This is a genomic window from Streptomyces sp. NPDC097129 (genome assembly GCF_055668065.1).
Genome location: NZ_JBVOQE010000003.1, coordinates 113,781 through 137,339 on the forward strand (window position 1 = coordinate 113,781; position 23,559 = coordinate 137,339).

Genomic DNA, 23,559 nt, shown 5'->3' on the forward strand with positions numbered 1-23,559 from the left:
CGTGGCAATGGGCTAGCTCCCGGCGGCTGTCACGTCCGTGACCCTCCACCGCTGGTTGGCACCGGAGTTGGGCGGCCAGGTGGTGACCGCGGCGCCCTCGCCGGTCGCCTGTCCTCCGACTTCCAGCAGCCGTCCGCCGGCGGCGTTGACCAGCGTCCAGGAGCCGTCGCCGGTGGTCGAGGCGATCCATTCGGTCGCCGCGTCACGCCGGCCGGTGTCGGGTTCGGCGACCGGGACGTTGTCGCGGACCGCGAGGCGCTTGCCGTCCACGGCGCTGGTGAGGACGTACCGGGCGTCGCTCGCGCTGCCGGGGTGTACCTGGCTCAGCCGCCACTGCTGGGCGGTGGAGCCGCTGGGCGTGCCGATGATGAGGCTGGTGCCGTTGCCCGCCACGGTGACCGCCTTGCCGCTCTGCACGCCGGTGAGGGTGTAGCTGTGGCCCTTGCGCAGCAGCGGCGCGTCCTGCGCGACACCGGAGACGCCCTTGACGACGAAGGAGGTCACGGACTGGGCGGGCACGGTGACGGTGGCCCGGCCGTCCTCGACCCTGACCGCGTCCCGTACGGCGAGCTTGCCGTCGGCGCTGGTGACGACCGGCGTGACGGTGGCACCGCGGCTGATGCTGCGGAACCTCGTCAGGTCGAGGGTGACGCTGCGCGCGCTGGTGGTGCTGTTGACGTGGACCAGCGAGGCGCCCCTGCCGTCCTTGGTCACTGCGGCCGCGCTGGAGGTGTCGTCGACGCTGATCAGACGGTCACCGGGCTTGATGAAGTGGGTGAAGTTGCGTGCCGTGTCGAACTTGGTGTTGGTGCGGATCGGGCAGGTACCGAGGGTGTCCGCGGAGGTGCAGCTGAACGGGATCTGGATCTCGCCCCAGTTGCCGCCCTCGGCGGACTCGCCGCCGGGCTTCATGTTGTCGTAGTCCTCGACGGGCTGCCAGAACACCCAGGCGCTCGGCTCCAGTTCGCGCAGGTCGTCGACAATGTGCTGGGCGAGGCCGAGTCCGGGACGCATGTCCGTGAAGCTCTGCCCGTCGCCCCAGTCGCCCTCGACCTCGCTCATCCAGAGCTTCTTGTCCGCCGCCTTGGCGAGGTCGCGGACGGTGGTGCGCTGCCCGGTGCCGTAGGTGTGGACGTTCATCTGGCCGACGAGGTCGCGGTCCTGGGCGGTGTAGGCGCTCCAGTTCTGCGCGAACGTCGAGGGGTTGGTCTCGTCCATCGCGGAGATCCGCGCGTGGGACTTCGCCGCGCGCAGGGCCGGTGCCAGCGCCTGCAGCACCGTGCGCTGCATCGCGGGGCTCATGTGGGCGCCCTCCTGGCGGCCGCCGACGGGCCGGCCGTCCGCGCCGAGGCGGGTGCTCCAGTAGGGGGTGTTGGGCTCGTTGAAGGGGTCGACGGTCGTGACCTTGATGCCGTGCGCCTTCTCCAGCCGCTCGGTGGCGCCGGCCAGGTAGGCGGCGTAGTCGTCGACCGACTCGGTCCTGAGCTGGTCGGCGGTGGCGTCGAAGCCGCCGGAGACGTAGCCGGAGGCCGTCATGAACCAGGGCGGGGAGTTGCTGAAGGTCTCCCAGTGGGTGATGTCGTTCTTGATGCGGTCGACCCACCAGCGCTGCGTGGCGTCGGCGTCGGCGTTCCAGTCGGCCGGGTCGTCGGCGCTCCACCAGTGGGTGTCCGCGCGGGTGGTGCCGTCGGGGGCCTTCCACCAGCCCTGGACGGCGCCTCCGGCCCGCAGGTAGTCCTTGACGTCGGGGGCGTTGCCGCCGCCGATGTTGTAGCGGGCGATGTTCAGGCCGAGGCCGTCGTCGTCGAAGAGGAGGGCGGCGAGCCTGTCCCGTATCTCCGGCGGGTAGCCGCCGGTGACGTTGGCGAACCAGGCGAGGCTGGTGCCCCAGCCCTCGAAGGGCTGCTGCTGGTAGGAGGGGTCGAGCCGGACGGTGACGGAGGGGATGTCCGCGGCCTGTGCGGGGCCCGGCGCCGAGACCAGGGCGGCCCCGGTGGCCAGGGCGGTGAGGCCGGCGGCGGTGAGCAGCCGTCTGCTGCGGGTGCGGCGTGCCATCGGTGTGCTCCCAACGGAAGGAGAATCGCGCTGACATGGGCCCTCCCGCCCGCATCGGGGCAGGAGGGAACGGCCCTTGAGGAAGGCGTGTGCGGCCGTCCTCCAGGGGCTGGGCGAGGGGGTTCAGGCGAGTGGCTGGCGCAGTACGGCGACGGCCCGGGGAGCGAGCGTGAGGGTGCCGTCGGCGGCCAGGGTGCCGAGCAGGGCGTCACCGCCGAGACCGGGCACGGTGACCGTGGCGTCGGTGCGGTTGACGAGGAAGCGGAAGCGGGCGTCGGTGCCGCGGCGCACGGTCGTCTCGACGCGTCCGCGTGCCGCGGGAGGCAGGTCGCTGTGCACGCCGGCCGGTTCCAGCAGGCGCGGAAGGAGCGAGGCGAGGCCGTCGGCGCCGAGCCGGGTGGAGACGTAGGTGGCCGAGCCGCTGCCCGTCGGGCGCCGGGTGACGGCGGGGCGTCCCGCGTACGCGCCGGAGCGGTAGTGGGCCAGGACCTCGGTGTCGGGGTCGGTGACGGTGATCCGGTCGGTCCACAGCGTGCCGGTCGCCGGACCGTCGAGGGCGACCTCGTCCCCGGCGAGGAGGGGACCGAACTCCTCGATGCGGATGCCGAGCAGGTCGCGCAGCGCGCCGGGGTAGCCGCCGAGCCACACGTGGTCGTTCTCGTCGACGATGCCCGAGAAGTAGGTGGTGACGAGGTGGCCGCCCTGTTCGGTGTAGCGGGTGAGGGTCTTGGCGAGATCGGCCGGGACCATGTGCAGCACCGGGGCGATCAGCACCTGGTGCCGGTGCAGGTCGCCGCGCGGGGTGACGAGGTCGGCGCGGACGCCGAGGGCGAGGAGGGCGGAGTACCAGTCGAGTGCCTCCTGCCGGTAGTCGAGCAGGGAGGTGGGGTGGGAGTCCTGCTCGCTCGCCCACCACGACTCCCAGTCGTAGAGGATGCCGACGGGGGCGGGCTCGCGCTCGCTGCCGGCGATCGGTGCGAGCGCCTTCAGGGTGGCGCCGAGTTCGCGGACCGCGCGGAACAGGTCGCTGTCCTCGCCGGCGTGCGGCACCATCGCGGAGTGGTACTTCTCGGCGCCGGCCGCGGACTGGCGCCACTGGAAGAAGCACACCGCGTCGGCCCCGTGCGCGACGTGCAGCAGCGAGTCGCGGGCCAGGTCGCCCGGCTGCTTGGCCAGGTTGACGGGCTGCCAGTTGACGGCGCTGGTGGAGTGCTCCATCAGGAACCAGGGCCGGCCGCCGCTGATGCCGCTGGTGAGGTTGGCGGAGAAGGACAGCTCGTCGCGGTCCTGGGGCCCCGGGTGGACGTAGTGGTCGTTGGACACGAAGTCGATCTCCGCTGCCCAGTCCGGGTAGTTCATGCCCTTCGTGCCGCCCATCACCATGAAGTTGGTGGTGACGGGGACGTCGGGGGTGATCTCCCGCAGGATCTCCCGCTCGGCGCGCAGATGGTCCTTGAGCGCGTCGGAGGAGAAGCGCTTGAAGTCCAGCTGCTGGGTGGGGTTGGGGTGCGAGGCGGCCAGGCGCGACGGGAGGACCTGCTCCCAGTCGGTGTAGCGCTGCGACCAGAACGCGGTGCCCCAGGCGTGGTTGAGGGCGTCCAGGGTGCCGTAGCGGGCACGCAGCCAGTCGCGGAAGGCGCGGGCGGCGTCGTCGGAGTAGTCGTAGACGTTGTGGCAGCCCAGCTCGTTGTTGACATGCCAGGCGACCAGGGCCGGATGGCCGGCGTACCGGGCCGCCAGCCGGCGCACCAGGTCCAGGGCGTGCCGGCGGAAGACGGGTGAGGTGGGGCGCCAGTGCTGGCGCGCTCCCGGCCACAGGGTCTCGCCGGTGGCCGTCACCGGGAGGACTTCGGGGTGTGCGGTGGTGAGCCAGGGCGGTGGGGAGGCGGTGGCCGTGGCCAGGTCGACGCCGACGCCGCCCTCGTGCAGGAGGTCCATGACCTCGTCGAGCCAGCCGAAGTCCCAGGTGTCCGGGCCGGGTTGGACGCGGGCCCAGGAGAAGATCCCCAGGGACACGAGGTTGACGCCGGCCTCGCGCATGAGGCGTACGTCGTCCCGCCAGACGGAACGGGGCCACTGTTCGGGGTTGTAGTCGGCGCCGTAGAGGAGGCGTGGGGTGCGGTCACCGTCCGTCCCGCGCGTTCGGGACAGGAGGGTGGAGATCATGGTGGTCCTTCCGGGAGGGGCCGCGGGCGGCCCGGAGAGCCGGGCACGCCGCGCCGGCGGTCACTTCTCGACGGTGAAGCCCTGCTCGCTGCCGTACTTGACGGAGGCGTCCTGCCAGGCCTTCAGACCGTCGGCCAGCTTGGTGTTCGACACATAGGCCTTGCCGACGGTGTCGTTGAAGATCGAGTTGGCGTACACCTGGTACGGCAGGTACGACCAGTCGTCGGCGACGTTCGCGGCGGACTCGGCGAAGATCTTGTTGGCCTGCTGCCCGCCGAAGTACGGGAAGGCGGTGTTCTGGAAGGCCGGGGAGTTGAGCTGCGCGACGGTCGCCGGGAAGGCGCCGCCCTTCACGCGGGTGTCGACGCCGTGGCCGGCGTTGGCGTACTCGACGAACGCGTAGGCCAGCGCCTCGTTCTTGCCGAGCTCGGGCAGGGTGAGGGCGCTGCCGCCGTTCTCCGCGGAGGCGTGGGCGCCGGCCGTCCACTGCGGCAGCGGGGCGACGCGCCAGTCACCGGCGGCGTTCTTGACCCCGGAGGCGAGGTTGGCGGGCATCCAGGCGCCGATGGCCAGGGTCGCGATGGTGCCGTCGCCGAGGCCCTTGTACCACTCGTCGGACCAGCTGGTGACGGGAGCGAGGAGCTTGTCGTCGAGGAGCTTCTGCCAGGTGCCGGTGTACTTCTTGGCGCCCGCGTCCGCGAAGTCGATCTTCACCTTGGTGCCGTCGACCTTGTAGGGACGCGAACCGGCCTGCCACAGCATGCTGGTGGTGAAGCCCGCGTCGCCGGTGTCGTTCGTGATGTACGCCTTCGGGTCCGCCTTGTGCAGGGCGCGCGCCGCCGCCACGTACTCGTCCCAGGTGGTGGGCAGCTTGATCTTGTACTTGTCGAAGACCTTCTTGTTGTAGAACAGCGCCATCGGGCCGGAGTCCATCGGCAGGCCGTAGATGCCCTCGCCGCCGGCCTTCACCCCGTTCCAGGGGCCCGGGGAGAAGGAGGTGGCGAGCTTGCCGGCGCCGAAGCCCTTGAGGTCGGTGAGCTGCTTGGTCAGCGCGTACTGGCCCATGGCGTAGTACTCGATCTGGGCGACGTCGGGGACGCCCTTCTTGGCGGACATGGCGTTCTGCAACGCCTTGTACTGGTCGTTGCCGGTGCCCGCGTTGACCAGGTTGACCTTGACGCCGGGATGCTCCTTCTCGAAGTCGGTGACCACCTGCTTGAGGGTGGGCTCCCACGCCCAGACCGTGAGAGTGCCGCCCTTCTTCAGCGCGGTCTGGACATCGGCCTCGGAGACGGACTTCTTCGCGTCCGAACCGCCGTCGCCGGAGCCACCGCACGCGGTGGCTCCGAGGGCGAGGGCGCACAGGAGGCCGATGCCGCGCAGCAGGCGGCGGGAATGCTTGGGCATGGACGTACTTCCACTTCTTGGCGAAACACCGACGGGTGAGGGTTGAAGGACGGAGGCAGAGGCGAAGGGTGTGCGCCGGGCGCCGGCTCGCTGCCGTAAGGAACGGGACGTGCACTGGGCGCCGGCTCGCTGCCTGGAGCGGCGGGGCGGTCAGCCGGGGCGGGCGGGGCGGGGCGGTGCGCCGGGACGGGCGCGGCTCATTCCTTGACGCTTCCCGCGGCGAGCCCCGACTGCCAGTACTTCTGCAGCATCAGGAACGCGGCGATCAGCGGGACGATGGTGATGAGTGAGCCGGTGACGACCAGGTTGAACACGGGCTGGCCGCCGGCGGTCGCGGCCTGCGCGTTCCAGCTGTTCAGGCCGAGGGTCAGCGGGTACCAGTCCGGATCCTTGATCATGATCAGCGGAAGGAAGTAGTTGTTCCAGGTGGCGACCATGGTGAACAGCGAGACCGTGACGATGCCCGGCGCCAGCAGCGGCAGGGCCACCTGGAAGAAGATGCGGAGCTCGCTCGCGCCGTCCATACGGGCCGCCTCCAGCAGCTCCGTCGGGATGGCCTCGCCGGCGAACACCCACATCAGGTACAGGCCGAACGGAGAGATCAGCGAGGGGATGATCACCGCCCACGGGGTGTTGGTGAGTCCCATGTTGCTGAACATCAGGAAGGTCGGCACCGCCAGCGCCGTCCCCGGCACGGCGACGGCGCCGATGACGACGGCGAAGACGGCGCGGCGCCCGGGGAAGGCGAACTTGGCCAGCGCGTACCCGCCGAGCACCGCGAGGAAGGTGGCGCCCCCCGCGCCCACCACGACGTAGAGCACGGTGTTGAGCAGCCAGCGGGTGAAGACGCCGTCGTTGTAGGTGAACGTCTCCCTGATGTTGTCCCACAGGGCGAAGTCGCTGTCGAACCACAGGCCGGACGAACGGGACAGCCCTTCCTGGGTCTTGGTCGCGCTGATGACCAGCCAGAGCAGCGGAACCAGGCTGTACAGCAGCACCAGGGCGGTGAGCACGGTCAGCAGGACGCTGCGCCGGGGCCGGCCGGCGGCAGGACGGCGCCGGGCCGGGCGAAGGCGGGGCACGGCGCCGGCCGGGCGCGGGCGCTGGGTCGCGGAGCCCGACGAGGCGGCGGTGGTCGTGACAGTCATCGCTGCCTCACGCTCCCTTGCGCATGCCGCGCAGCTGCACGACATAGGCGATGACCATGGTGATCAGGCCCATGACGATGGCGACCGTCGCGGAGTAGTTCTGCTGCTGGCCCGAGAACGACAGCGAGTACGTGTAGAAGTTCGGGGTGTAGTCCGTGGTGATCGCGTTGGGGGCGAGCTTCTGCAGCACACTCGGCTCGTTGAAGAGCTGGAAGCTGCCGATGATGGAGAAGATCGTCGCGATGACGAGGGCTCCGCGGATCGCGGGCAGCTTGATGGCGGCGATGACACGGATCTGCCCGGCTCCGTCGATCTCGGCCGCCTCGTAGAGGGAGTGCGGGATGACGCGCAGCGCCGAGTAGAAGATCAGCATGTTGTAGCCGACGAACTCCCAGGTCACGATGTTGCCGATGGAGGCGAGGACCAGGTCCGGGGAGAGTGGATCGGGCAGCGTCAGGCCGAAGGCGTCGTTGAGGTCGCCGACGAGGCCGAAGCGCGTGCCGTACATGAAGCCCCACATCAGGGTGGCGACCACGGCCGGTACCGCGTAGGGCAGGAAGATCGAGATACGGAAGAAGTTCTTTCCGTAGAGGCGTCCGCTGTCGAGGGCGAGCGCCACGAGCAGGGCGATGCCGAGCATGACCGGCACCTGGACGCACAGGAAGAGGGAGACCCGGCCGAGCGCGGCCCAGAAGTTCTTGTCCTGCAGCGCCGCGGTGTAGTTGTCGAGGCCGACGAACGTGGTACCGCCGATGAGCTGGTCACGGAACAGGCTGAGGTAGAGCGAGTAGGCGATCGGCGCGAGGAACACGAGGGAGAAGACGACCACGAACGGGGCGATGAAGCCCCAGCCCGCCCAGGAGCGGCGGTCCCGTCCGGTCGGGGGTGGTGCCAGCTGCGGCGCGGCAGCCGCCGGCGGTTGCAGCGTTGTCATGTCGTTCCTCGCACTTTCGGGATGTGGAACAAACGGCGGTGAATCGGCCCGGGTTCGGGGGCACGGGGCCCGCGTGGTGTACGTGAACACCGCGTCGCGGCGTGACCCCGCGCTGTTATGTTTACGTAAACATCCGACGGCGGAATGTCTACCGTGCCGGGTGATGCGGGTCAATAGTCCCGTCGCGAGCGAGAGGCGGGGGCCGCTCCCCCGCCATGGAATCCGGCGGCCGCCGACGCCACCAACTCCCAGGCTGCGGCGGGGCGTACGGGCGGAGAGCCTCGCGCCGGGCTTGCCCTGAGGGACCGCTCGAATGTTATGTTTACGTAAACACCCCTGATGCCTGCAGGACTGCGGCGTCAGTGGCGGTCGAGTGGTCTGCCACGGTAAACCGTCACTCGGACCACGGCGGGAAGGCGGCTGACGGCCAGTGGACATGCCTACGACACGTTCGGCGAACACGGACGGATCCGAGGCCGCCGCAGCCTCCGGTGGCGCGGACGGCACGACTGAGGCTGGCAGCGCGAACGTCACGCCTGCGGCCGGGAGCACGGGCGGCACGCCTGCGGCCGGGGGCCGCAGGCGCGCGCGTCGCGGCGCCCGCACCGCATCCATGGCGGATGTCGCCCGTCTCGCCGGCGTCTCCTCCCAGACGGTCTCCCGGGTGTCCAACGGCTATGCCGGTGTCAACGAGGAGACCCGCCGCGCGGTGCTCGCCGCGATGAAGGAACTCGGATATCGCCCCAACAGCGCGGCCCGCGCGCTCAAGCGGGGCGAGTTCCGCACCATCGGCGTCATCACCTTCACGCTCGCCACCACCGGCAATGTGCGCACGCTCGAGGCGATCGCCACCTCCGCGGCGCAGGAAGGGTACGCGGTCACACTGCTGCCGGTCGCCGTGCCCACCCAGGACGAGGTGCGCGGGGCGTTCTCCCGGCTGGAGGAACTCGCCGTCGACGCGGTGATCGTCATCATGGAGGTCCACCTCCTGGACGCGGCGACGATCACCCTGCCCCCGCACGTGCAGGTGGTGGTCGTCGACTCCGACGCCGGTGACCGCTACACCGTGGTCGACACCGACCAGGCCGGCGGCACCCGCGCGGCGGTGCAGCACCTCCTCGACCTCGGACACGAAACCGTCTGGCACCTGGCGGGCCCCGAGGGCTCCTTCGCCGCCCAGCGCCGCACCGACGCCTGGCGCGCGGTCCTCACCGGGGCCGGACGCGTCCCGCCGCCACTGATCCAGGGCGACTGGTCGACGGAGTCCGGCTACCGTGCGGGGCGGGAACTCGCGCGGCGGGAGGACTGTACGGCGGTCTTCGTGGCCAACGACCAGATGGCGCTCGGCCTGCGGCGCGCCCTGCACGAACACGGCCGGCGTGTCCCCGAGGACGTCAGCGTCGTCGGTTTCGACGACCTCCCCGAGGCCGCGCACTTCCTGCCCCCGCTGACGACCGTCCACCAGGACTTCGCAGAGGTGGGACGGCTCTGCGTCGAGGCCGCTCTGCGCAAGGTGCGCGGCGAGGGCACGGACCACGGGACCACCCTGGTGCCGACCCGGCTGGTGGTGCGCGACAGCACGGCACCGCCGCCGCCGCGGGAGACCGGGTCGGGGGGCATGCCCAGGACCGGGAAGTAGGCGTCATGATCTTGTCGTCGATGTAGGCGGGGACGACTCAGATCCCCGTCCGAAGCAGGTCTGCTGAAGGCACGGACCGTCAGAGCACCGACTGCACGCGAGTGGTCTGGGCGGTGCGAGGCCTGATCCGGCTGGAGCGGGTGGGCACCCTGCGGGCGGCCCTGACCGAACTCGCTGCGGCCGCGCCGCTTGCCACCCCCGCCGTTTGCCGCGCCGCAGTGCCTCTCCGAGCTGGCCGACGTGTTCCACCCGGCCGCAGCCGGATGGCTTCGCCAAGTGCCCACTGTGGAGGCACTCCGTCGGACGACGACCAGCCCAGCCCAGCCCAGTCTCATCACGAGCGTGCTCAGCACGACCGCCCCGGTCCGCGACGTGCAGGTGTCCGACGCCATCCATGAAGGCCTCGCCGAGCAGAACCTCCTGCCATCGCAGCGCACTTCGTCGAATCCGGCTACAGCGGCCGCGGGCTTCCTCCCGTCGGGGAGTCGCAGCCGGCGTCGGGCGGTCCGCCTCGGTCCGGTCGGCGTGCGGATGCCGGCCCTGGCCGAAGAGGTTGCGCAGCTGCGCCTCGATAACGACGTCGTCCACCGCCAGACCGAGGACGGCCAGATCCCAACCCATCCATCGCCCGGCCCCCTGATGTTTCGACGCCGCGCTCTCGGGGTCGGACCAGGGTTTGATCAGGGCCGTTCCCCGATGAGCCGGAGCGGCTGTGCGGCGGAGACTCATCGCCGGGCGGGTGATCACCCGTCCGACCACCACGCACCCGGAGGCCACCGACGTGAACAGTTCCGCCCGTCGCACCCGTTGGATCACCCTTGCCGCATGCGGCACCCTGATCATGACGCTGGCTGCGGGCGTGGCCGCGCCCGCACTCGCCGTATCGCGGCCGGCGATGGCGTCGGGGCCGGCGATGGCCTCGGGGCCGGCGGCCGCCACGGCGCAGTTGCCGCGTCTGAACCCGGCCGCACTGCGGGCAGCCCTCGCCGGCCTGCCCGACGAGGACGTCACCGGCGCGCTGCTGCGGATCACCGGCCGAGCAGGCCACTGGTCGGGCACATCAGGTGTCGGCGACCTGGAGACCGGACAGGGCGTCCCGCCCAACGCGTTCATCCGGATCGGCAGCATCTCCAAGGTCTTCACCGCCACGATCGTCCTCCAGCTCGCCGCCGAGCACCGGATCGACCTGGACCAGCCCGTCCAGCAGTACCTGCCGGGCGTCCTGCCCGCCGGTCTGCCGCCCGTCACCGTGGGCCAGCTGCTCAACCACACCAGTGGCCTGCCGCGCGGCGGATCGAACCCGGAGTTCGGCGACGGCAGCCCCGAGTGGTTCGCCGCCAACCGCCTGAAGAGCTTCACGCCGCGACAGGTGATCGACACGTTGGCCGGTCAGCCGATGCAGTTCGCGCCGGGCACGGCCCAGCAGTACAACGGCATGAACTACTACGTCGCCGGCGTGCTGATCGAGAGGGTCACCGGCCATACCTTCGCCGACGAGGTGCGTACCCGGATCACGCGCCCGCTCGGCCTGCGCGACACCTACGTTCCCGACGCCGACGACCCGCGCCTGCCCGGACCGCACTCCCACGGCTATCTGACGGTCCAGTCCCCGGACGGCACCACACGTCAGGTGGACGTCACCGAGCAGAGCCCCTGGCCATGGGCCGAGGGCGGCATGATCTCCACACCCGCCGACCTCGACCGCTTCGTCACCGCGCTCTTCCGCGGCCGTCTGCTCCCGCAGGCCCAGCAGGCCAAGCTCTTCGAGGTCCCCGACGTCCCCAGCAGTCACAGCAGCCAGTGCCGCACGGCGGCCGACGCCGGCCGGGCCTGCATGACCATGGGCCTGATGCGGGTCACGGCGTCCAACGGCGTCGTGGTCTGGGGCAAGACGGGCTCCCGCCCCGGCTGGACCAGCGGCGTGTTCGCCACCAAGGACCTCTCCCGGAAGATCGTCTACTCGGTCGACCCGACGAACCTCAACGGCACGGAGATGGCCCTGATCCAGCGCATCGCAGCGGCGACTTTCGGCCCGCTGGTCCCGGCGAAGAGCTGAGGGAAAGGGAGAGCGTATGCCCGTCGGCAGCGGCCCGTCAGCCCTGCAGTCCTGTCAGCCGGTCAGTGTCCCGTCGGGGGCTGGATGTAGTCCTCCAGACGAGCCACGGCAAAGCCCTGCTCCTGGATGTGCTTGAGCAGGTCGGCGAACATCTGCGTCATCGTGGTGCCCTTGAGCTCCGAGGGACCGCGGAAGTGGGCCAGGATGATGTCCCCTGGATGCAGCTTCTTGTCCGGGTCCTGGTACGCCATGTTGTGGATCTGCATGGACTCCCGCCACCAGACGATCGCCCTGGGCCCGCACTCCGCCACCGCCCTCTTGGTGTTGGCGTTGTACGCGCCGTAGGGGGGCCGGAACAGCAGCGGTGCGGTGCCGTACTCGCGGGTGAGGATCTTCTGGTCGCCGCACACCTCCTCCTTCTGGCGGGCCGGCGGAACCGTGTTCATGGGCGGGTGGTGCAGGGTGTGGTTCTGAACGTGGTTGCCCAGCGCCTGCAACTGCTTGAAGTACCCGTAGTCGGACTTGATGACGTCGTTCATCAGGAACATCGTGAACGGGACCCTCAGGTCCCGCATCATCTCGACGAACTTGGGATCCTTCTCCTGCCCGTCATCGATGGTGATGAAGACGACCTTCTGTGACGTCGGTATGTGCGTGAGGACCGGAACCGTACCGGAGGCGGAGAGCTTCACGGGCTTGTCGGCAGGAGGCTGCGGGGCCAAGGGCAACGGCGTCAGGCCCCACTTGCGCCAGAGCGTAGCCTCGGCGGCACGCGCGGCGGCGGTCGTACCGCCGGTGGCGGCGGGCGTCGCCGGTGCGGGGGCCGAGCCAACTCCGGTGCCACCGCCCGCATCGCACCCACCCGCAGCCAGGGCCACCACAACCGCACATGCCAACGCTCCGTAGAGCCTGCCCCACTTGTTGTACAGCTTCACTCTGCCGGTCTCCCCACAACGCCGTGCTGCCGTGCCGCACCTGATCCCGTCGGGAAGAGCGACCCGACTGTACGTAAAGAGGATCAATGGGCGAGGTTGGTTGCGGTCGCACGGTGCAGGACTTGCTGGTACTCCGGATCGCGGCCAGCCGCCTCGGCTTTGGTGGGGACAGAGGTGAGCACTTCGACGGCGGGTCTTCGAGCATCTGCACTCGCCGAGCGGCTCGGCGTCGAGGGACGCACCCTGCGCCGGTATGTGGACCGCCTGATCGACCTGGATGTGCCCTGGAATCGGTGCGCGGCCGCTACGGCGGATACCGGCTCACCCCCGGATACCGCTTGCCTCCGCTCAGGGTCAGCGACGACGAAGCACTGGCGGTGCTGCTCGGCCTGCTCGCCGCCCGCCGCCCGCCGCCCGCCGAGCAGGGCTGCCGACCGCCCCGCACACGGCAAACGAGACGGCTGCGGCGAAGATCCGGCGGGTGCTGCCCCAGCACAGCGCCCGCCGACTCGACACAGTCGTGGAGACTCCCTCCTTCACGGACCAGCCCGGTGAGCTCGACACCCCGGACGCTGGAGCTCTGCTCACCATCGCCGAAGCGGTGCGAAACCACCGACCGGTCTGCATCCGCTACACCGACCGCGACGGGCGGGCCAGCGAACGCATATTGCACGCATCGGGATCGTCGCCACTCGGGCCGGTGGTACGTCACGGGCAACGACACCCGGACCGGCGAGGACCGAACCTTCCGACTCGATCGCATCACAGACGCGTCCCGGGCGTCCGTCGGGTCGCAGCAGGGGCAGTCATCCCACGGCAGATTCAGGTATCGGCTTGTTTTCTGAAGAAGCTCTCGTACTGATGCAGAGCCTCCGCAACTGCACCGCGCCCCAGATACTGGGCCTCGATCTGGTTGAGGCCGCCTGAGTTCGGCGGGGGATGCCTGAAATCTGGCGGTCGGAACGGGCCCGTCAACCCCCGAGGCGAGGGCCGTACGCTCCAGCCACCCCGACCACCACCAAGATGGACGACGCCCACGTCGGCCAGGTCCCCTCGGTCGTCGTCGAGCAGGCGCTCATCGACGTCGGGGCCTTTGGGATGGAATCGTGCCGGTCCGGCCGTACGAAGCCAAGCCCGTCGAGAAAAACCGGGAGGTTTCGGGCAATAACCCACCTCGTGACCCCCGAGGCCCTGGATTGGCTCGACGCGCTCGGGTACTGACGTCCACCCCGCACGACGCGTAGAGTGTGGCCGGGCGCGGCGAGATCACGAGGAGTCTGTCTTGACCGCGATCAGCCTTGAGCACGCCGCCGTCCCCGCCGACACCGGCGAGGTGACCCTCCTGATAGCCCGCCGGGTGGACCCCGGCTACGAAGCCGCATTCGAACAGTGGGCCAGGGGCATCCTCGACACCGCGGCGACATTCCCCGGCCACCTCGGATACGGTCTCTTCCGCTCCTCCGGCGGCGACGCTCCCTGGTTCCTCGTCCACCGATTCCGGGATGCCGAGGCCTGTCGCACTTGGCAGGAGTCGCCCGAGCGCGCGGCCTGGTTCGCCGATTGCGACGGACACCACCACACCGAGATCGCCCGGCGGAAACTGACCGGCATGGAGACATGGTTCGCCAAGCCGGGCTCCACCCGGCCCGCGCCGCCCCGGTGGAAGATGGCGATCAGCGCAACCTTGGCCATCTACCCGATCTCCGTCTTCGGCGGCCTTTTCCTCGTGCCCCACCTGACCGCGCTCCCCCTCCTCCTGAGCAGCGCGATCATGGCCTGCGTCTTCAACGTGCTCATGACGTACGTTTCGATGCCGGCCGTGAGCAGACTCCTGCGCGGCTGGCTCGCCTCGTAACATCGTCGGCGCGCGCGAGGCCGTGACGCCCCCCCCCGCCTGCCAGCTGGACGGCGGGCGATCCGCCAGATGGTCTGCAACGCGGTCGAGAACTACACTGTCATGAGCTGGTGGGATACACCGGGCCCGCTCAGGCACACATCTGGAAGCGGATGACGCTGGTCCGGGCTACGGACACGATGACCATGGCGGCCCATGCTGATCGCCGCCTACGGCCGACGGACGGGCATGCCTCGGGCGACGCTGGAGTCGTATCCGCAGCTGGTCCAGCAGCCGGACCGGTCCAAGGGGCCGGGCGACGGGGAGCGGCGCCGCGCAGATGGTGCGCTCCCCGGCCCATACAACCAGCTCACCGATCCGAACGCGGCCGGATGTGCGGGGCTGTGCCGCCCGGTGTCCCCCGTTGACCGGCGCCATCACGACAATCACCCGCACCGGGCCGTTCTCCCGGACGACGGTCAGATCAGCGCAGTCCGGCGAAGAGGTCGTTCTCGGGGACCGCCGTGCCGGTGGTGTCCCGGACGCGTACGAAGGTCTCGACGCCCATCAACTCAGTGAACCTCTCCTGGCCCATCCTGAGGAAGAAGATGTTCTCGCCCTGGCTGGCGTGCGCGGCCAGCGCGTCGAACTTCTGGCCGCCGAACGCGGTGGTGTCCACCCAGGTGGTGACCTCCTCGTCGGGGAGTCCGATCTCCGCCATCGCGGCGGCCTCAGCGGGATCCGGTTCCTGCCCGACCGCACCGAACTCGCGCATGACCTCCCCGAACCGCTGCATCATCGAGCGGGGCGCCGTCGTCCAGTACACCTTCGGTGTCAGCGCGGTCATCTCCAGCGCCGCCATCGTGACGCGGTTCGCCTGAATATGGTCAGGGTGGCCGTAGAAGCCGTTCTCGTCATAGGTGACGACCACATCGGGCTGGTAGCGCCGCAAGAGTTCCGCGAGTCGGGCAGCGCCCTCCTCCACGGGTGTCTGCCAGAAGGAGCCGGGGGCGTCATTGGTCGGCCAGCCCATCATTCCGGAGTCGGCGTAGTCCAGCGTCTCCAGATGACTGACCTTCAGGATGTTGCAAGACGCCTCGAGTTCTTGACGCCGCATCAACGCGACGGTCGCCGGATCGTGCCCGGGATCACCCGGCTTGAGCCCTCCGGGTCCGTCTCCGCAACCGCCGTCGGTACATGTCACGAGGACCGTGCGAATGCCCTCCGCCGCGTACCGCGCGAGGACACCCCCTGTTCCCGTGGCCTCGTCGTCGGGGTGGGCGTGTACAGCCATGAGTGTCAAGGGCCGGTCATTCATGCGGCAGTCCTCCTGTTGAAAACGCCGCGGCCAGAGTCCGCGGCGGACGTATGAGCGGTCACGCGTCGATATCAGTTGTCAGACGACCGGGCATAGCACAGACCCGAGGGCTCGGGAGCACGTCGAGACGGCGTGTTGGTCTCTGCGTTCTCCTCCTCCATGGCACCGGTCTCTTGGCCAGTGCAACAGCATCGGCCGGACCAGCTGTTCCCGCCGCACACCGAAAACACCCCTGAGCCTCGGTCTTCGTGAAAGCGCCGGCTCGCTGCCCCGGCCCGGGGAGCGGAGACGCGGTGCCCACGGCCAGCATGTAGACGACGGCCGCGAACAGCGTCTCATCAGGCTTGCAGATCATCTCAGGCTACGAAAAAGCCCGCCGGAGGCGGGAGGGCCGTGCGTCAAACGTGCCACCTCTCCCCTGAGTTGGGGCTGAACCACCAATCAGCGGACGCCGTTTCGTCGTTCTCGCTGAATGTTCCTGCCCGCCCAGGGGCCACTGTGGGGCACTTTCCCGATCTCTGGAGCCTGTGATGCGTAGAACCAGAGTGGCCGCGGCGTGCATAGCCGTGTCATCACTCCTGGCCTCCGGCTGCGCCACCACCTCAGCCGGCACCGAGGGCGCAGACTCCTTCCTTTTCGCGATCAAGGCCGACTCCGGCCTGCTCGACCCCGCACAGGCGCAGACCAGCACCAGCTACACCGCCGTATCCCTGGCCGCTCCGGACCGTTCCAGCTCACCTCGGCCAAGCCGAACCAGGGCTACACCTACACCCGACGCAGGAACTACACGTGGGGCCCAGCAGGGGTTCCCGCCGCGGACCGACCCGGCAAGGTCGTGCTTCAGGTCCTGCCCAACGAGGGCACCATGGTCAACGCGTTGCTCTCCCACCAGCTCAACGGCGCCGTGCTGGCGGGCCCGGACCGGGCGCGGGTAACGAACGCGACGGGCCTGACCGCCGGCGATCAGCAGAACGGCACCCACGAGTTCTTCTTCCACGAGGGCCCCGGCCACCCGGGCAGCGACCCTGCCGTGCGCAAGGCCCTCCTCGCGGCCGTTGACCTGGCCGACCTGGGCGCGGTGGTGACAAGCCGTACCGGACAGCCGCCCACCGGGCTGGTCACCCAGCCCAGGCCCTGCCCCGGCGACACCGTCACCGGCCACCTGCCCGCCTACGACCCCCAAGCGGCCGCCCAGCAGCTCGACGCCGCCGGCTGGACCCAGCCCTCGCCGGGTGCGATCCGGGTCAAGGACGGAAGGAAGCTGACGATCCGCTTCATCTACTCGTCCTCCGGGGGCGAGACAATGGCTGCCGCAGCCGAGTACCTGGCGGACGCCTGGAAACCCGTTGGTGTGGATGTACGGCTGCGTGCCGTCTCCGACGCCGCCTACTTGCAGGTCGAGGACGTCGAGCAGAACTGGGCCCCGCTCGGGGTCACCCTGCCCTCGCAGCTGACCCGTCTGGTCTCGGGTCCCTTCACTCCCGACGGCAACAACTTCGCCCACCTCAGGAACACGGCCTACAACCGCCTCACGGCGAAGGCCGCCACCCTTCCGGGTACGGCCGGCTGCCCGCTGTGGAACAAGGCCGAGACTGCCCTGTTCGACAACGCCGACCTGGTCCCGGTCGTGGACAAGACCCAGACCGTGGCCGCCTACGGCGCCACCTTCCGGATCTCCTCGGGAATGTTCTCCCCGACCACGATCCGCATGACGGGTGGCTCCAGGTGACCCCATCACTCATCCGCAGAAATCCGCTCTCTGCTCAGGCCATGGTGTCGAGGATCTCCGTGACCATGTCGAGCGACGTTGCCGGGTGGAGGAAGGCGAACCGGCAAACGGTCTGTCCTTGCCAGCCGGTTGGCGCGACGAATCCGGTCTGGTCGGCGAGCAGCCGCTCCGACCACGCCTTGTATGCGTCGGGTGTCCAGCCGGTGCGGTGGAAAAGTACGACGGAGAGTTCGGGGTCGCGGAGCAGTTCGAGGTGGGGAGCGTTGCGGATGAGTGCGGCAGCGTCGGCGGCGAGGCTGAGCGCGCCTTCGATGGCGCGTGTGTATGCCTGTGTGCCATGCACGGCGAGAGAGAACCACAGCGGCAGGCCCCGAGCCCGGCGGGACAGGTGGTAGGCGTAGTCCGACGGGTTCCATTCCGCCTCGCCCCCGCTGTGGAGAGCGTCCAGGTACGACGCGTGCTGCGCATGGGCTGCCTTGGCCAGTGCGGGGTTTCGGTAGAGGAGGGCGGCACAGTCGAACGGGGCGAAGAGCCACTTGTGCGGGTCGATGACCAGGGAATCGGCGTGCTCGATCCCTTGGTAGCGGTGGCGGACGCTGGGGGCGAGCAGGCCGGCGCCACCGTAAGCGGCGTCGACGTGGAACCACAGGTCGAAGGCGCGGGCGACGTGGGCGATTCCGTCGAGGTCGTCGATGATGCCGGCATTGGTCGTGCCGGCGGTCGCAACCACGCCGATGACGCCGGCGGGGTCGGGATCGGCGCGCAGCGCGGCCTGGAGGTCGTCCCCTGTGAGGCGGTGATCCCTTGTGGGCACGAGGAAGGGGTCGACGCCGATGATGCGCAGCGTGTTGTGTACGGAGGAGTGGGCCTGGTCCGACAGGGCGATCCTGACGGGTGCGTTGGCGCCGAAGCCGCGGTTGCGGCGCGCTGTGTCGCGGGCGGTCACGAGTGCGGACAGGTTCCCGGCTGAGCCGCCGGAGACGAAGCAGCCGCCCGCGTGCTCCGGCATTCCGGCCAGATCTGCGATCAGTCGTAGCACCTGGTTCTCCGCGGCGATCGGGCCGGCGGCCAACTGCCAGGACACGCCCTGGATCGACGCGCAGGAGACGAGCATGTCGAACAGGACCGCTGCTTGGGTGGGGGCCGCTGGGATGAAGGACAGGAACCGCGGGCTGGCGCAGGCGATGGCCGCCGGTGCGAGGTGCTCGGCGTACAGGCGCAGGACGTCCTCCGGGTCGTTTCCCTCGGCGCTGATGAGCCCTGACAGTGCGTGTTCGATCTTGTCGTGCTGGCCAGGGTGATTGAGGGCGGGGCGTTCGGTCGAGAGACGCTCGCGCACGTGCGTGAGGACCAGTTCTGTCAGGGCAGGGTCGTGCGTGTGCATGGGGGACTTTCGCATTCGGGGAATTCGGGGGCGTGCGCCGGGAGTGCAAGGCGTTCACCGGTCCCGGAGCGGTGCCGGACACCAGTGGCACGTTCAGTCAATCCGGAGGGGAGACCGGTCGGTTGGGTGGCGTGCACAGCTTTGAGCTGCCGGCTTCGTCGGGCGGCCCAAGTCACTGTCCTGGTGCAGCAGCCTGGTCTGTGCCGATACGGAGCCGGCGCCCGACTGGGACGTAGGCACGAATGCGCGCCGGCGAATTCGGACTGCCTGACGACGTGCCGTGCGTGGCCGAGGACCAGGCTCAAGGGGTCATCCCGGAATTTGAGAGGCTGTCCGTGACCGATCACCCGTCCTTCCCGTCGAAGTCCCGGAAGGCCACCCTTGGCGTCCTCGGCGGCATGGGGCCGATGGCCACCGCGGACTTCTATCGCCGGCTCGTCGCGCGCACCCCGGCCGGTTCCGACCAGGGGCATCTGCCTGTCCTCATGTGGGCCGACCCGACCGTTCCGGACCGGACCGCGGCACTCCTGGGGGAAGGCCCCTCCCCCGTGCCGGCACTCGTGGAGGGCGCCCGCTGGCTTCAGCGAGCCGGGGCCACCTGTATCGCCGTTCCCTGTAATACCGCCCACGCCTATCTCGAGCACGTCTCGAAGGCCACGGGCGTCGAGGTGGTCGACATGATCCAGGCGGCGCTGCAGGCCGCGGCGGACAAGACCCCCGGCGTGGAGAGGGTGGGCGTCCTGTCGACGCGCGGCACACGTGCGGCAGGGCTCTACGAGCGCGCCGGGGCCGCACTGGGTATCGAGGTGATACGCGTCCCGTCCATCGTTCAGCACGAACAGGTCGACAGGGCCATCCGCGCGGTGAAGGCGGGTACCGCCCTGGAAGAAGCCGAGTGCTGGATCGCCACCGCCACCGAGCACCTCAAGGGACAGGGCGCGCAGGTGGCGATCGCCGCATGCACGGAGATCCCGCTGATCAGCGGCGCCGCCGGTCAGGTCTTGCCGTTGGTCGATTCGACCGACGCCTTGGTGGACGCCGTTCTTGCCCGGCTCTGGAAATCCACCGAGCGGCGTTCGTTATGAGGCACGGAGCCGTGGGCATATCCTCGTAGTACGACACGAAGCCGCAGGGGCCTCGACGTTCCTATCCTGCGGAGATGATCAGGCACATGTCGATGCACCCCGCCAGGAGCCTCAGCCGGGTGCTGGACGACTTCGGCTCCACCCTTCTGGACCTGCTCCACGGTGATGTGGAAAGGGCAGGGGAGATCGGCGGCGTCGGCATCCATGATCCGCATGACGAGCAGTTCTATCCGCCGCACGCGATCGTGCTCGGCGTCGGCCTTCACGGCGCCAAGGACATCGCCGAGCTGCTGCGCAGTCTCCAGGGACTTCAGGCCGCTGCACTGGTGGTGAGGGGGCCGGTCGAGGACGCGGACGGGCTCGGAGAAGTGGTGGCCGAGACCGGCGTGGCTCTGCTGGCCCTGACCCGCGGCGCTTCCTGGGCCCAGCTGGCGGCGATGCTGCGCACCCTGCTGTCCGAAGGGGACATCGGCGAAGCCGAAGCCCACACGCTCGGCGGAGTGCCGTCCGGTGACCTGTTCGCGCTGGCGAACGCGATCGCCACCCTGCTCGACGCCCCCGTCACCATCGAGGACCGTCGCTCCAAGGTCCTCGCCTTCTCCGGCCGGCAGGACGAAGCCGATGCCGCGCGCGTCGAGAGCATCCTGGCCCGGCAGGTGCCGGAGCGTTACCTGCGCATCCATGAGGAACACGGCGTCTTCCGAGAGCTGTACCGCAGTGACGGTCTCGTGCACGTCCCCGCGCCGACGGTCGGTGACGCTGTGGCGCTGCCGAGGGTCGCAGTCGCCGTGCGTGCCGGTGACGAGTTCCTCGGATCGGTGTGGGCGGCGCTGCGCAGGCCCCTCACCCCGGAGCGGGAGGCGGCGTTCCTCGAGGCGGCCAAGCTCGTCGCCCTGCACATGCTGCGCTTCCGGGCGGGCACCGACGCGGAGAACCGGCTGCGTGCCGAACTCGTGACGACGGCGTTGGAGGGCGGCGCGGGCGCTGTCGAGGCACTCGGCCGTCTGGGACTGGTCGACGAACCCACGCTGGTCATGGCCATGGGCCTGGCACCGGACCAGGGCGAGGACCACGCGCACGTCACCGCGGAGCGGCAGCGTCTGGCCGGTGCTCTGGCCGTGCATCTCAGCGCGGTGCAGCCGCGTTCCGCTGTGGCCCTGCTGGGAGACGTGGCCTACGCGCTGTTCCCCGTTGCGGGCGATACAGCACATGCTCGAGAACGCGCCGTTCAGGTGGCGTCGAACTTCCTCCAGCGCACCGGTGAGCGGACGAGCGCCGTCATCGGCATCGGATCGGTGGCCCAGGAACCGGCCGCTCTGCCGCGCTCACGCACCAATGCGGGCCGCGCCCTGCGCGTACTCTCCAGCGGCCAGACTTCTCAGCGTGTGGCTTCCATCTCCGACGTGTACGTCGACGCTCTCCTGCTCGAGATGCGGGATCTGGCGATCGCCAACCGCGACGAGCTGTCCGGACCGCTGGCCCGGCTGGCGGCCTACGACGCCAAGCACAACGCGCACCTCGTCGAAACGCTCCGGGCGTGGCTGGACGCCTTCGGTGACGTGATCGCCGCCTCGGCGAGCGTGTTCGTCCACCCCAACACCTTCCGCTACCGGATCCGCCGGGTCGCCGAGGTGGGGCAGATCGACTTGCAGGATCCGTCGGCGAGGTTCGCCGCGATGGTACAGCTGCGCCTGATGGGCACGGCCGACGGCGGTGGGGCCCGCACCGAAGGAACGGACCCCATGGGTTCAGCCGGCTGAGCGGTTCACAGGCGCACCCCCGGCGGGAGCGGCAGGTCGCGGTGCGTGTCGTGGAAGGCGTTCGCGGCCTCGATGGTGCGCACCCAGTCGTAGAAGAGCTCCTTGGCGGACAGCGTCTCGATGCCTCGGCCGGCCAGGCGCTGCAGTCCCCGATCGTGTGCCTGGCCCGGCGAGTAGGCGGCGTCGTCCACGACCACGACTCGCTTGCCCGCGTGGTGCAGCTGGATCGCCGAGTGGGCGACGCAGATGTCGGTCTCGATACCGACCAGGACCATGGTGGTGCGGCCGGTGGCCTCGATGGCGGCGGCGATATCGGGGTTGTCCCACACGGAGAAGGCGTTCTTGGGCAGAGTGACCGCCTTGGCCGGGAGCGCGTCGCGGATCTCCGGCACGGTGTGGCCGCTGTCCTCGGGGGCCTCCTCGGTCACCACGACCGGAATGCTCAGGCGGTCGGCCACCGACGTGATCCAGACGATGCGCTGCACCATCTCGTGGAACCGCTGCCGGTCGATGTCGAGCCGGCGCGGCGGGTAGAAGTTGCTCTGCACATCGATGATCACCAGCGCGGAGTCGTCACGGTCGATCAGCGGCATTTCGGTCTCCTCTTGGCTGCAGGGTCAAGCCACCCTAGAAAACCCGCCGCCTCTTCGAGTCGTCCGCACATCCAAGCCGTGACCTGCCGGTTCGTCCCCTGGGACCAAGAAAGCGGGGGCCGGCCGTGCCTACGCTGTGACCAAGTCAATCGAGCCACCCGGAGACGCGTGTGAAGGCCGACATGGAGCACTGGGCGAACCGCCTCGCAGAGCTGGCCGCCGAGTCGAAGGTGCCAGGTGCGAGCCTGGCGTTCTGGCACGACGGGGAGACGCACGCGTGCGCCACCGGCGTCCTGAACACGGCGACCGGTGCCCCGGTGCTCACCGACTCGCTGTTCCAGATCGGGTCGATCACCAAGGTCTGGACCGCGACCCAGCTCATGCTCCTGATCGAGCAAGGACACGCCACGCTGGACACGCCGGTGAGTGAGGTACTACCCGAGTTCCAGGTGGGTGACCCGCGGGCCACCGCCGCCATCACACCGCGCCGTCTCCTCACCCACACCTCGGGCATCGACGGCGACCTGTTCCTGGACACCGGCCGCGGCGACGACTGCCTCCAGCGGTATGTGGAGGCATGCGCCGGCCTCGAGCAGACGTTCCCGGCCGGAGACTCGCACTCGTACTGCAACTCCGGCTTCGTCATCGCGGGCCGCGTGATCGAAAAGCTCACCGGCCGGACCTGGGACCAGGCGGTGCGCGAGCAGATCTGCGCACGTCTGGGACTGACGCACACCTGGACGCTGCCGGAGGACGTTCTCCGGTTCAGTGCCGCCGTCGGCCACGACGAGCACGGCGCCGTGGTGTCGACGTGGGGGCTGCCCCGCTCGATCGGACCCGCGGGTCTGATCTGTGCCCGGGCCGCGGACGTGGTCGCCTTCGGCCGCGCCCACCTCATGCCCGGTGTCCTCCTCGCCGACCCGGCGGTGATGCGGCAGGCCCAGGTCGACCTGCCCAACCCCCATGCCGGCGGGCGGCAGTGGGGCATCGGCTGGAGCCTGGACGAGTGGGACGGGCACCAGGTGGTCTCCCACACCGGGGACACCATCGGCCAGCACGCTGCCCTGTGGGTCCTGCCCGAGCTGGGGACGGTCATCACCGTGCTGATCAACGGAGGCCACAGCGCCGAGTTCCAGCACCGCCTGGTCGGCGAGCTTCTGCGTGAACTGCACGGCCTGAGCGTGCCGGAGCCGCTCGCACCGCCGGCCGAGCCCGTCGAGGCGGACGTCGACGCTTTCACCGGCGTCTACGAACGTGCGGGCAGCAGGATCGAGGTGACGTCCCACGACGACCGGCTCCGGCTGCGTACGGAACCGACAGGCATGCTCGTGGGCCTCGCCCAGCCGCGGACCCTGGAGCTCACCGCTGTGGACGCCACCACCTTCGTCGGCCGCACCGACAGTGAGGCGATGTGGGACGCCGTGGTGTTCGAGTACCGCCCCGACGGCCGTTGCTACCTGCACTACAGCGGCCGTGCCACCCCCAAGGTCCGCTGAAGCGGACCCCGATCGGAGCC

Annotated in this window: 17 protein-coding genes and 1 pseudogene; 9 read left to right on the forward strand and 9 right to left on the reverse strand. The window is 69.8% G+C overall.

The genetic code is table 11. From position 1 onward, the window contains the following. Window positions 1-12 precede the first annotated feature (12 nt). From AC0B9F_RS11170 to AC0B9F_RS11190, 5 genes are all read right to left on the reverse strand, one after another. On the reverse strand, window positions 13-2,055 hold the full coding sequence (locus tag AC0B9F_RS11170; RefSeq protein ID WP_472001138.1) for a glycoside hydrolase: 2,043 nt from the start codon (window positions 2,053-2,055) through the stop codon (window positions 13-15). Between the two features lie 123 nt (window positions 2,056-2,178). Continuing rightward, window positions 2,179-4,221, reverse strand: coding sequence for a beta-galactosidase (locus tag AC0B9F_RS11175; protein ID WP_472001139.1), 2,043 nt, complete (start codon window positions 4,219-4,221; stop codon window positions 2,179-2,181). Window positions 4,222-4,281: 60 nt separating this feature from the next. Beyond that, window positions 4,282-5,628, reverse strand: coding sequence for an ABC transporter substrate-binding protein (locus tag AC0B9F_RS11180; protein WP_472001140.1), 1,347 nt, complete (start codon window positions 5,626-5,628; stop codon window positions 4,282-4,284). Between the two features lie 197 nt (window positions 5,629-5,825). Continuing rightward, window positions 5,826-6,776 (reverse strand): carbohydrate ABC transporter permease, encoded by a 951-nt coding sequence (locus AC0B9F_RS11185; RefSeq protein WP_472001142.1) that lies wholly within the window; start codon window positions 6,774-6,776, stop codon window positions 5,826-5,828. A gap of 7 nt (window positions 6,777-6,783) precedes the next feature. Beyond that, entirely contained in the window at window positions 6,784-7,710 is a 927-nt protein-coding gene (locus AC0B9F_RS11190; protein ID WP_472001143.1) for a carbohydrate ABC transporter permease, read from the reverse strand. 613 nt (window positions 7,711-8,323) lie between these two features. Here AC0B9F_RS11190 and AC0B9F_RS11195 point away from each other — a divergent pair. Next, window positions 8,324-9,349 (forward strand): LacI family DNA-binding transcriptional regulator, encoded by a 1,026-nt coding sequence (locus tag AC0B9F_RS11195; protein ID WP_472001145.1) that lies wholly within the window; start codon window positions 8,324-8,326, stop codon window positions 9,347-9,349. A 712-nt stretch (window positions 9,350-10,061) separates the two neighbouring features. Continuing rightward, window positions 10,062-11,405: a serine hydrolase domain-containing protein gene (locus AC0B9F_RS11200; RefSeq protein WP_472001146.1), complete on the forward strand. Its 1,344-nt coding sequence runs from the start codon at window positions 10,062-10,064 to the stop codon at window positions 11,403-11,405. 62 nt (window positions 11,406-11,467) lie between these two features. Here AC0B9F_RS11200 and AC0B9F_RS11205 read toward each other — a convergent pair whose 3' ends face one another. Next, window positions 11,468-12,097, reverse strand: a complete 630-nt coding sequence (locus tag AC0B9F_RS11205) for a polysaccharide deacetylase family protein (protein ID WP_472001148.1) — start codon at window positions 12,095-12,097, stop codon at window positions 11,468-11,470. Window positions 12,098-12,499: 402 nt separating this feature from the next. On the opposite strand from AC0B9F_RS11205, the pseudogene AC0B9F_RS11210 reads away from it, so the two are divergent. The 3 genes and pseudogenes from AC0B9F_RS11210 to AC0B9F_RS11220 form a co-directional block, all read left to right on the forward strand. Further along, window positions 12,500-13,134, forward strand: a pseudogene (locus AC0B9F_RS11210) (helix-turn-helix transcriptional regulator); the annotation flags it as partial. A gap of 229 nt (window positions 13,135-13,363) precedes the next feature. Next, entirely contained in the window at window positions 13,364-13,561 is a 198-nt protein-coding gene (locus tag AC0B9F_RS11215; RefSeq protein WP_472001150.1) for a hypothetical protein, read from the forward strand. A gap of 61 nt (window positions 13,562-13,622) precedes the next feature. Continuing rightward, a complete protein-coding gene (locus AC0B9F_RS11220; RefSeq protein ID WP_472001152.1) occupies window positions 13,623-14,195 on the forward strand; it encodes an antibiotic biosynthesis monooxygenase in 573 nt (190 codons plus the stop codon). A 463-nt stretch (window positions 14,196-14,658) separates the two neighbouring features. Here AC0B9F_RS11220 and AC0B9F_RS11225 read toward each other — a convergent pair whose 3' ends face one another. Further along, on the reverse strand, window positions 14,659-15,492 hold the full coding sequence (locus AC0B9F_RS11225; protein WP_472001154.1) for a PIG-L family deacetylase: 834 nt from the start codon (window positions 15,490-15,492) through the stop codon (window positions 14,659-14,661). A gap of 556 nt (window positions 15,493-16,048) precedes the next feature. Between AC0B9F_RS11225 and AC0B9F_RS11230 the strand changes: the two genes are divergently transcribed. Further along, a complete protein-coding gene (locus AC0B9F_RS11230) occupies window positions 16,049-17,221 on the forward strand; it encodes an ABC transporter substrate-binding protein (protein WP_472001156.1) in 1,173 nt (390 codons plus the stop codon). 34 nt (window positions 17,222-17,255) lie between these two features. Here the strand turns inward: AC0B9F_RS11230 and AC0B9F_RS11235 are convergent, their stop codons facing one another. Further along, a complete protein-coding gene (locus AC0B9F_RS11235; protein ID WP_472001159.1) occupies window positions 17,256-18,605 on the reverse strand; it encodes a pyridoxal phosphate-dependent decarboxylase family protein in 1,350 nt (449 codons plus the stop codon). Between the two features lie 242 nt (window positions 18,606-18,847). Here AC0B9F_RS11235 and cuyB point away from each other — a divergent pair, with 242 nt between their 5' ends. Together cuyB and AC0B9F_RS11245 are read left to right on the forward strand one after the other, a co-directional pair. Beyond that, on the forward strand, window positions 18,848-19,690 hold the full coding sequence (gene cuyB, locus AC0B9F_RS11240) for a cysteate racemase (RefSeq protein WP_472001161.1): 843 nt from the start codon (window positions 18,848-18,850) through the stop codon (window positions 19,688-19,690). Window positions 19,691-19,776: 86 nt separating this feature from the next. Then, window positions 19,777-21,450 (forward strand): PucR family transcriptional regulator, encoded by a 1,674-nt coding sequence (locus tag AC0B9F_RS11245; protein ID WP_472002113.1) that lies wholly within the window; start codon window positions 19,777-19,779, stop codon window positions 21,448-21,450. 5 nt (window positions 21,451-21,455) lie between these two features. Here the strand turns inward: AC0B9F_RS11245 and AC0B9F_RS11250 are convergent, their stop codons facing one another. Then, on the reverse strand, window positions 21,456-22,043 hold the full coding sequence (locus AC0B9F_RS11250) for an isochorismatase family protein (RefSeq protein ID WP_472001163.1): 588 nt from the start codon (window positions 22,041-22,043) through the stop codon (window positions 21,456-21,458). Between the two features lie 170 nt (window positions 22,044-22,213). Between AC0B9F_RS11250 and AC0B9F_RS11255 the strand changes: the two genes are divergently transcribed. Further along, the gene (locus AC0B9F_RS11255) at window positions 22,214-23,539 is read left to right on the forward strand and encodes a serine hydrolase (protein ID WP_472001164.1); all 1,326 of its coding nucleotides are present in this window, start codon (window positions 22,214-22,216) and stop codon (window positions 23,537-23,539) included. The last annotated feature ends 20 nt before the right edge of the window (window positions 23,540-23,559 follow it).

What these genes read in the sequence shown, in the direction of transcription:
- AC0B9F_RS11170 (WP_472001138.1), bottom strand. Translation starts at nt 2,055, where the DNA reads ATGGCACGCCGCACCCGCAGCAGACGGCTGCTCACCGCCGCCGGCCTC.
- AC0B9F_RS11175 (WP_472001139.1), bottom strand. Translation starts at nt 4,221, where the DNA reads ATGATCTCCACCCTCCTGTCCCGAACGCGCGGGACGGACGGTGACCGC.
- AC0B9F_RS11180 (WP_472001140.1), bottom strand. Translation starts at nt 5,628, where the DNA reads ATGCCCAAGCATTCCCGCCGCCTGCTGCGCGGCATCGGCCTCCTGTGC.
- AC0B9F_RS11185 (WP_472001142.1), bottom strand. Translation starts at nt 6,776, where the DNA reads ATGACTGTCACGACCACCGCCGCCTCGTCGGGCTCCGCGACCCAGCGC.
- AC0B9F_RS11190 (WP_472001143.1), bottom strand. Translation starts at nt 7,710, where the DNA reads ATGACAACGCTGCAACCGCCGGCGGCTGCCGCGCCGCAGCTGGCACCA.
- AC0B9F_RS11195 (WP_472001145.1), top strand. Translation starts at nt 8,324, where the DNA reads ATGGCGGATGTCGCCCGTCTCGCCGGCGTCTCCTCCCAGACGGTCTCC.
- AC0B9F_RS11215 (WP_472001150.1), top strand. Translation starts at nt 13,364, where the DNA reads ATGGACGACGCCCACGTCGGCCAGGTCCCCTCGGTCGTCGTCGAGCAG.
- AC0B9F_RS11225 (WP_472001154.1), bottom strand. Translation starts at nt 15,492, where the DNA reads ATGAATGACCGGCCCTTGACACTCATGGCTGTACACGCCCACCCCGAC.
- AC0B9F_RS11235 (WP_472001159.1), bottom strand. Translation starts at nt 18,605, where the DNA reads ATGCACACGCACGACCCTGCCCTGACAGAACTGGTCCTCACGCACGTG.
- cuyB (WP_472001161.1), top strand. Translation starts at nt 18,848, where the DNA reads ATGCGCGCCGGCGAATTCGGACTGCCTGACGACGTGCCGTGCGTGGCC.
- AC0B9F_RS11245 (WP_472002113.1), top strand. Translation starts at nt 19,777, where the DNA reads ATGTCGATGCACCCCGCCAGGAGCCTCAGCCGGGTGCTGGACGACTTC.
- AC0B9F_RS11250 (WP_472001163.1), bottom strand. Translation starts at nt 22,043, where the DNA reads ATGCCGCTGATCGACCGTGACGACTCCGCGCTGGTGATCATCGATGTG.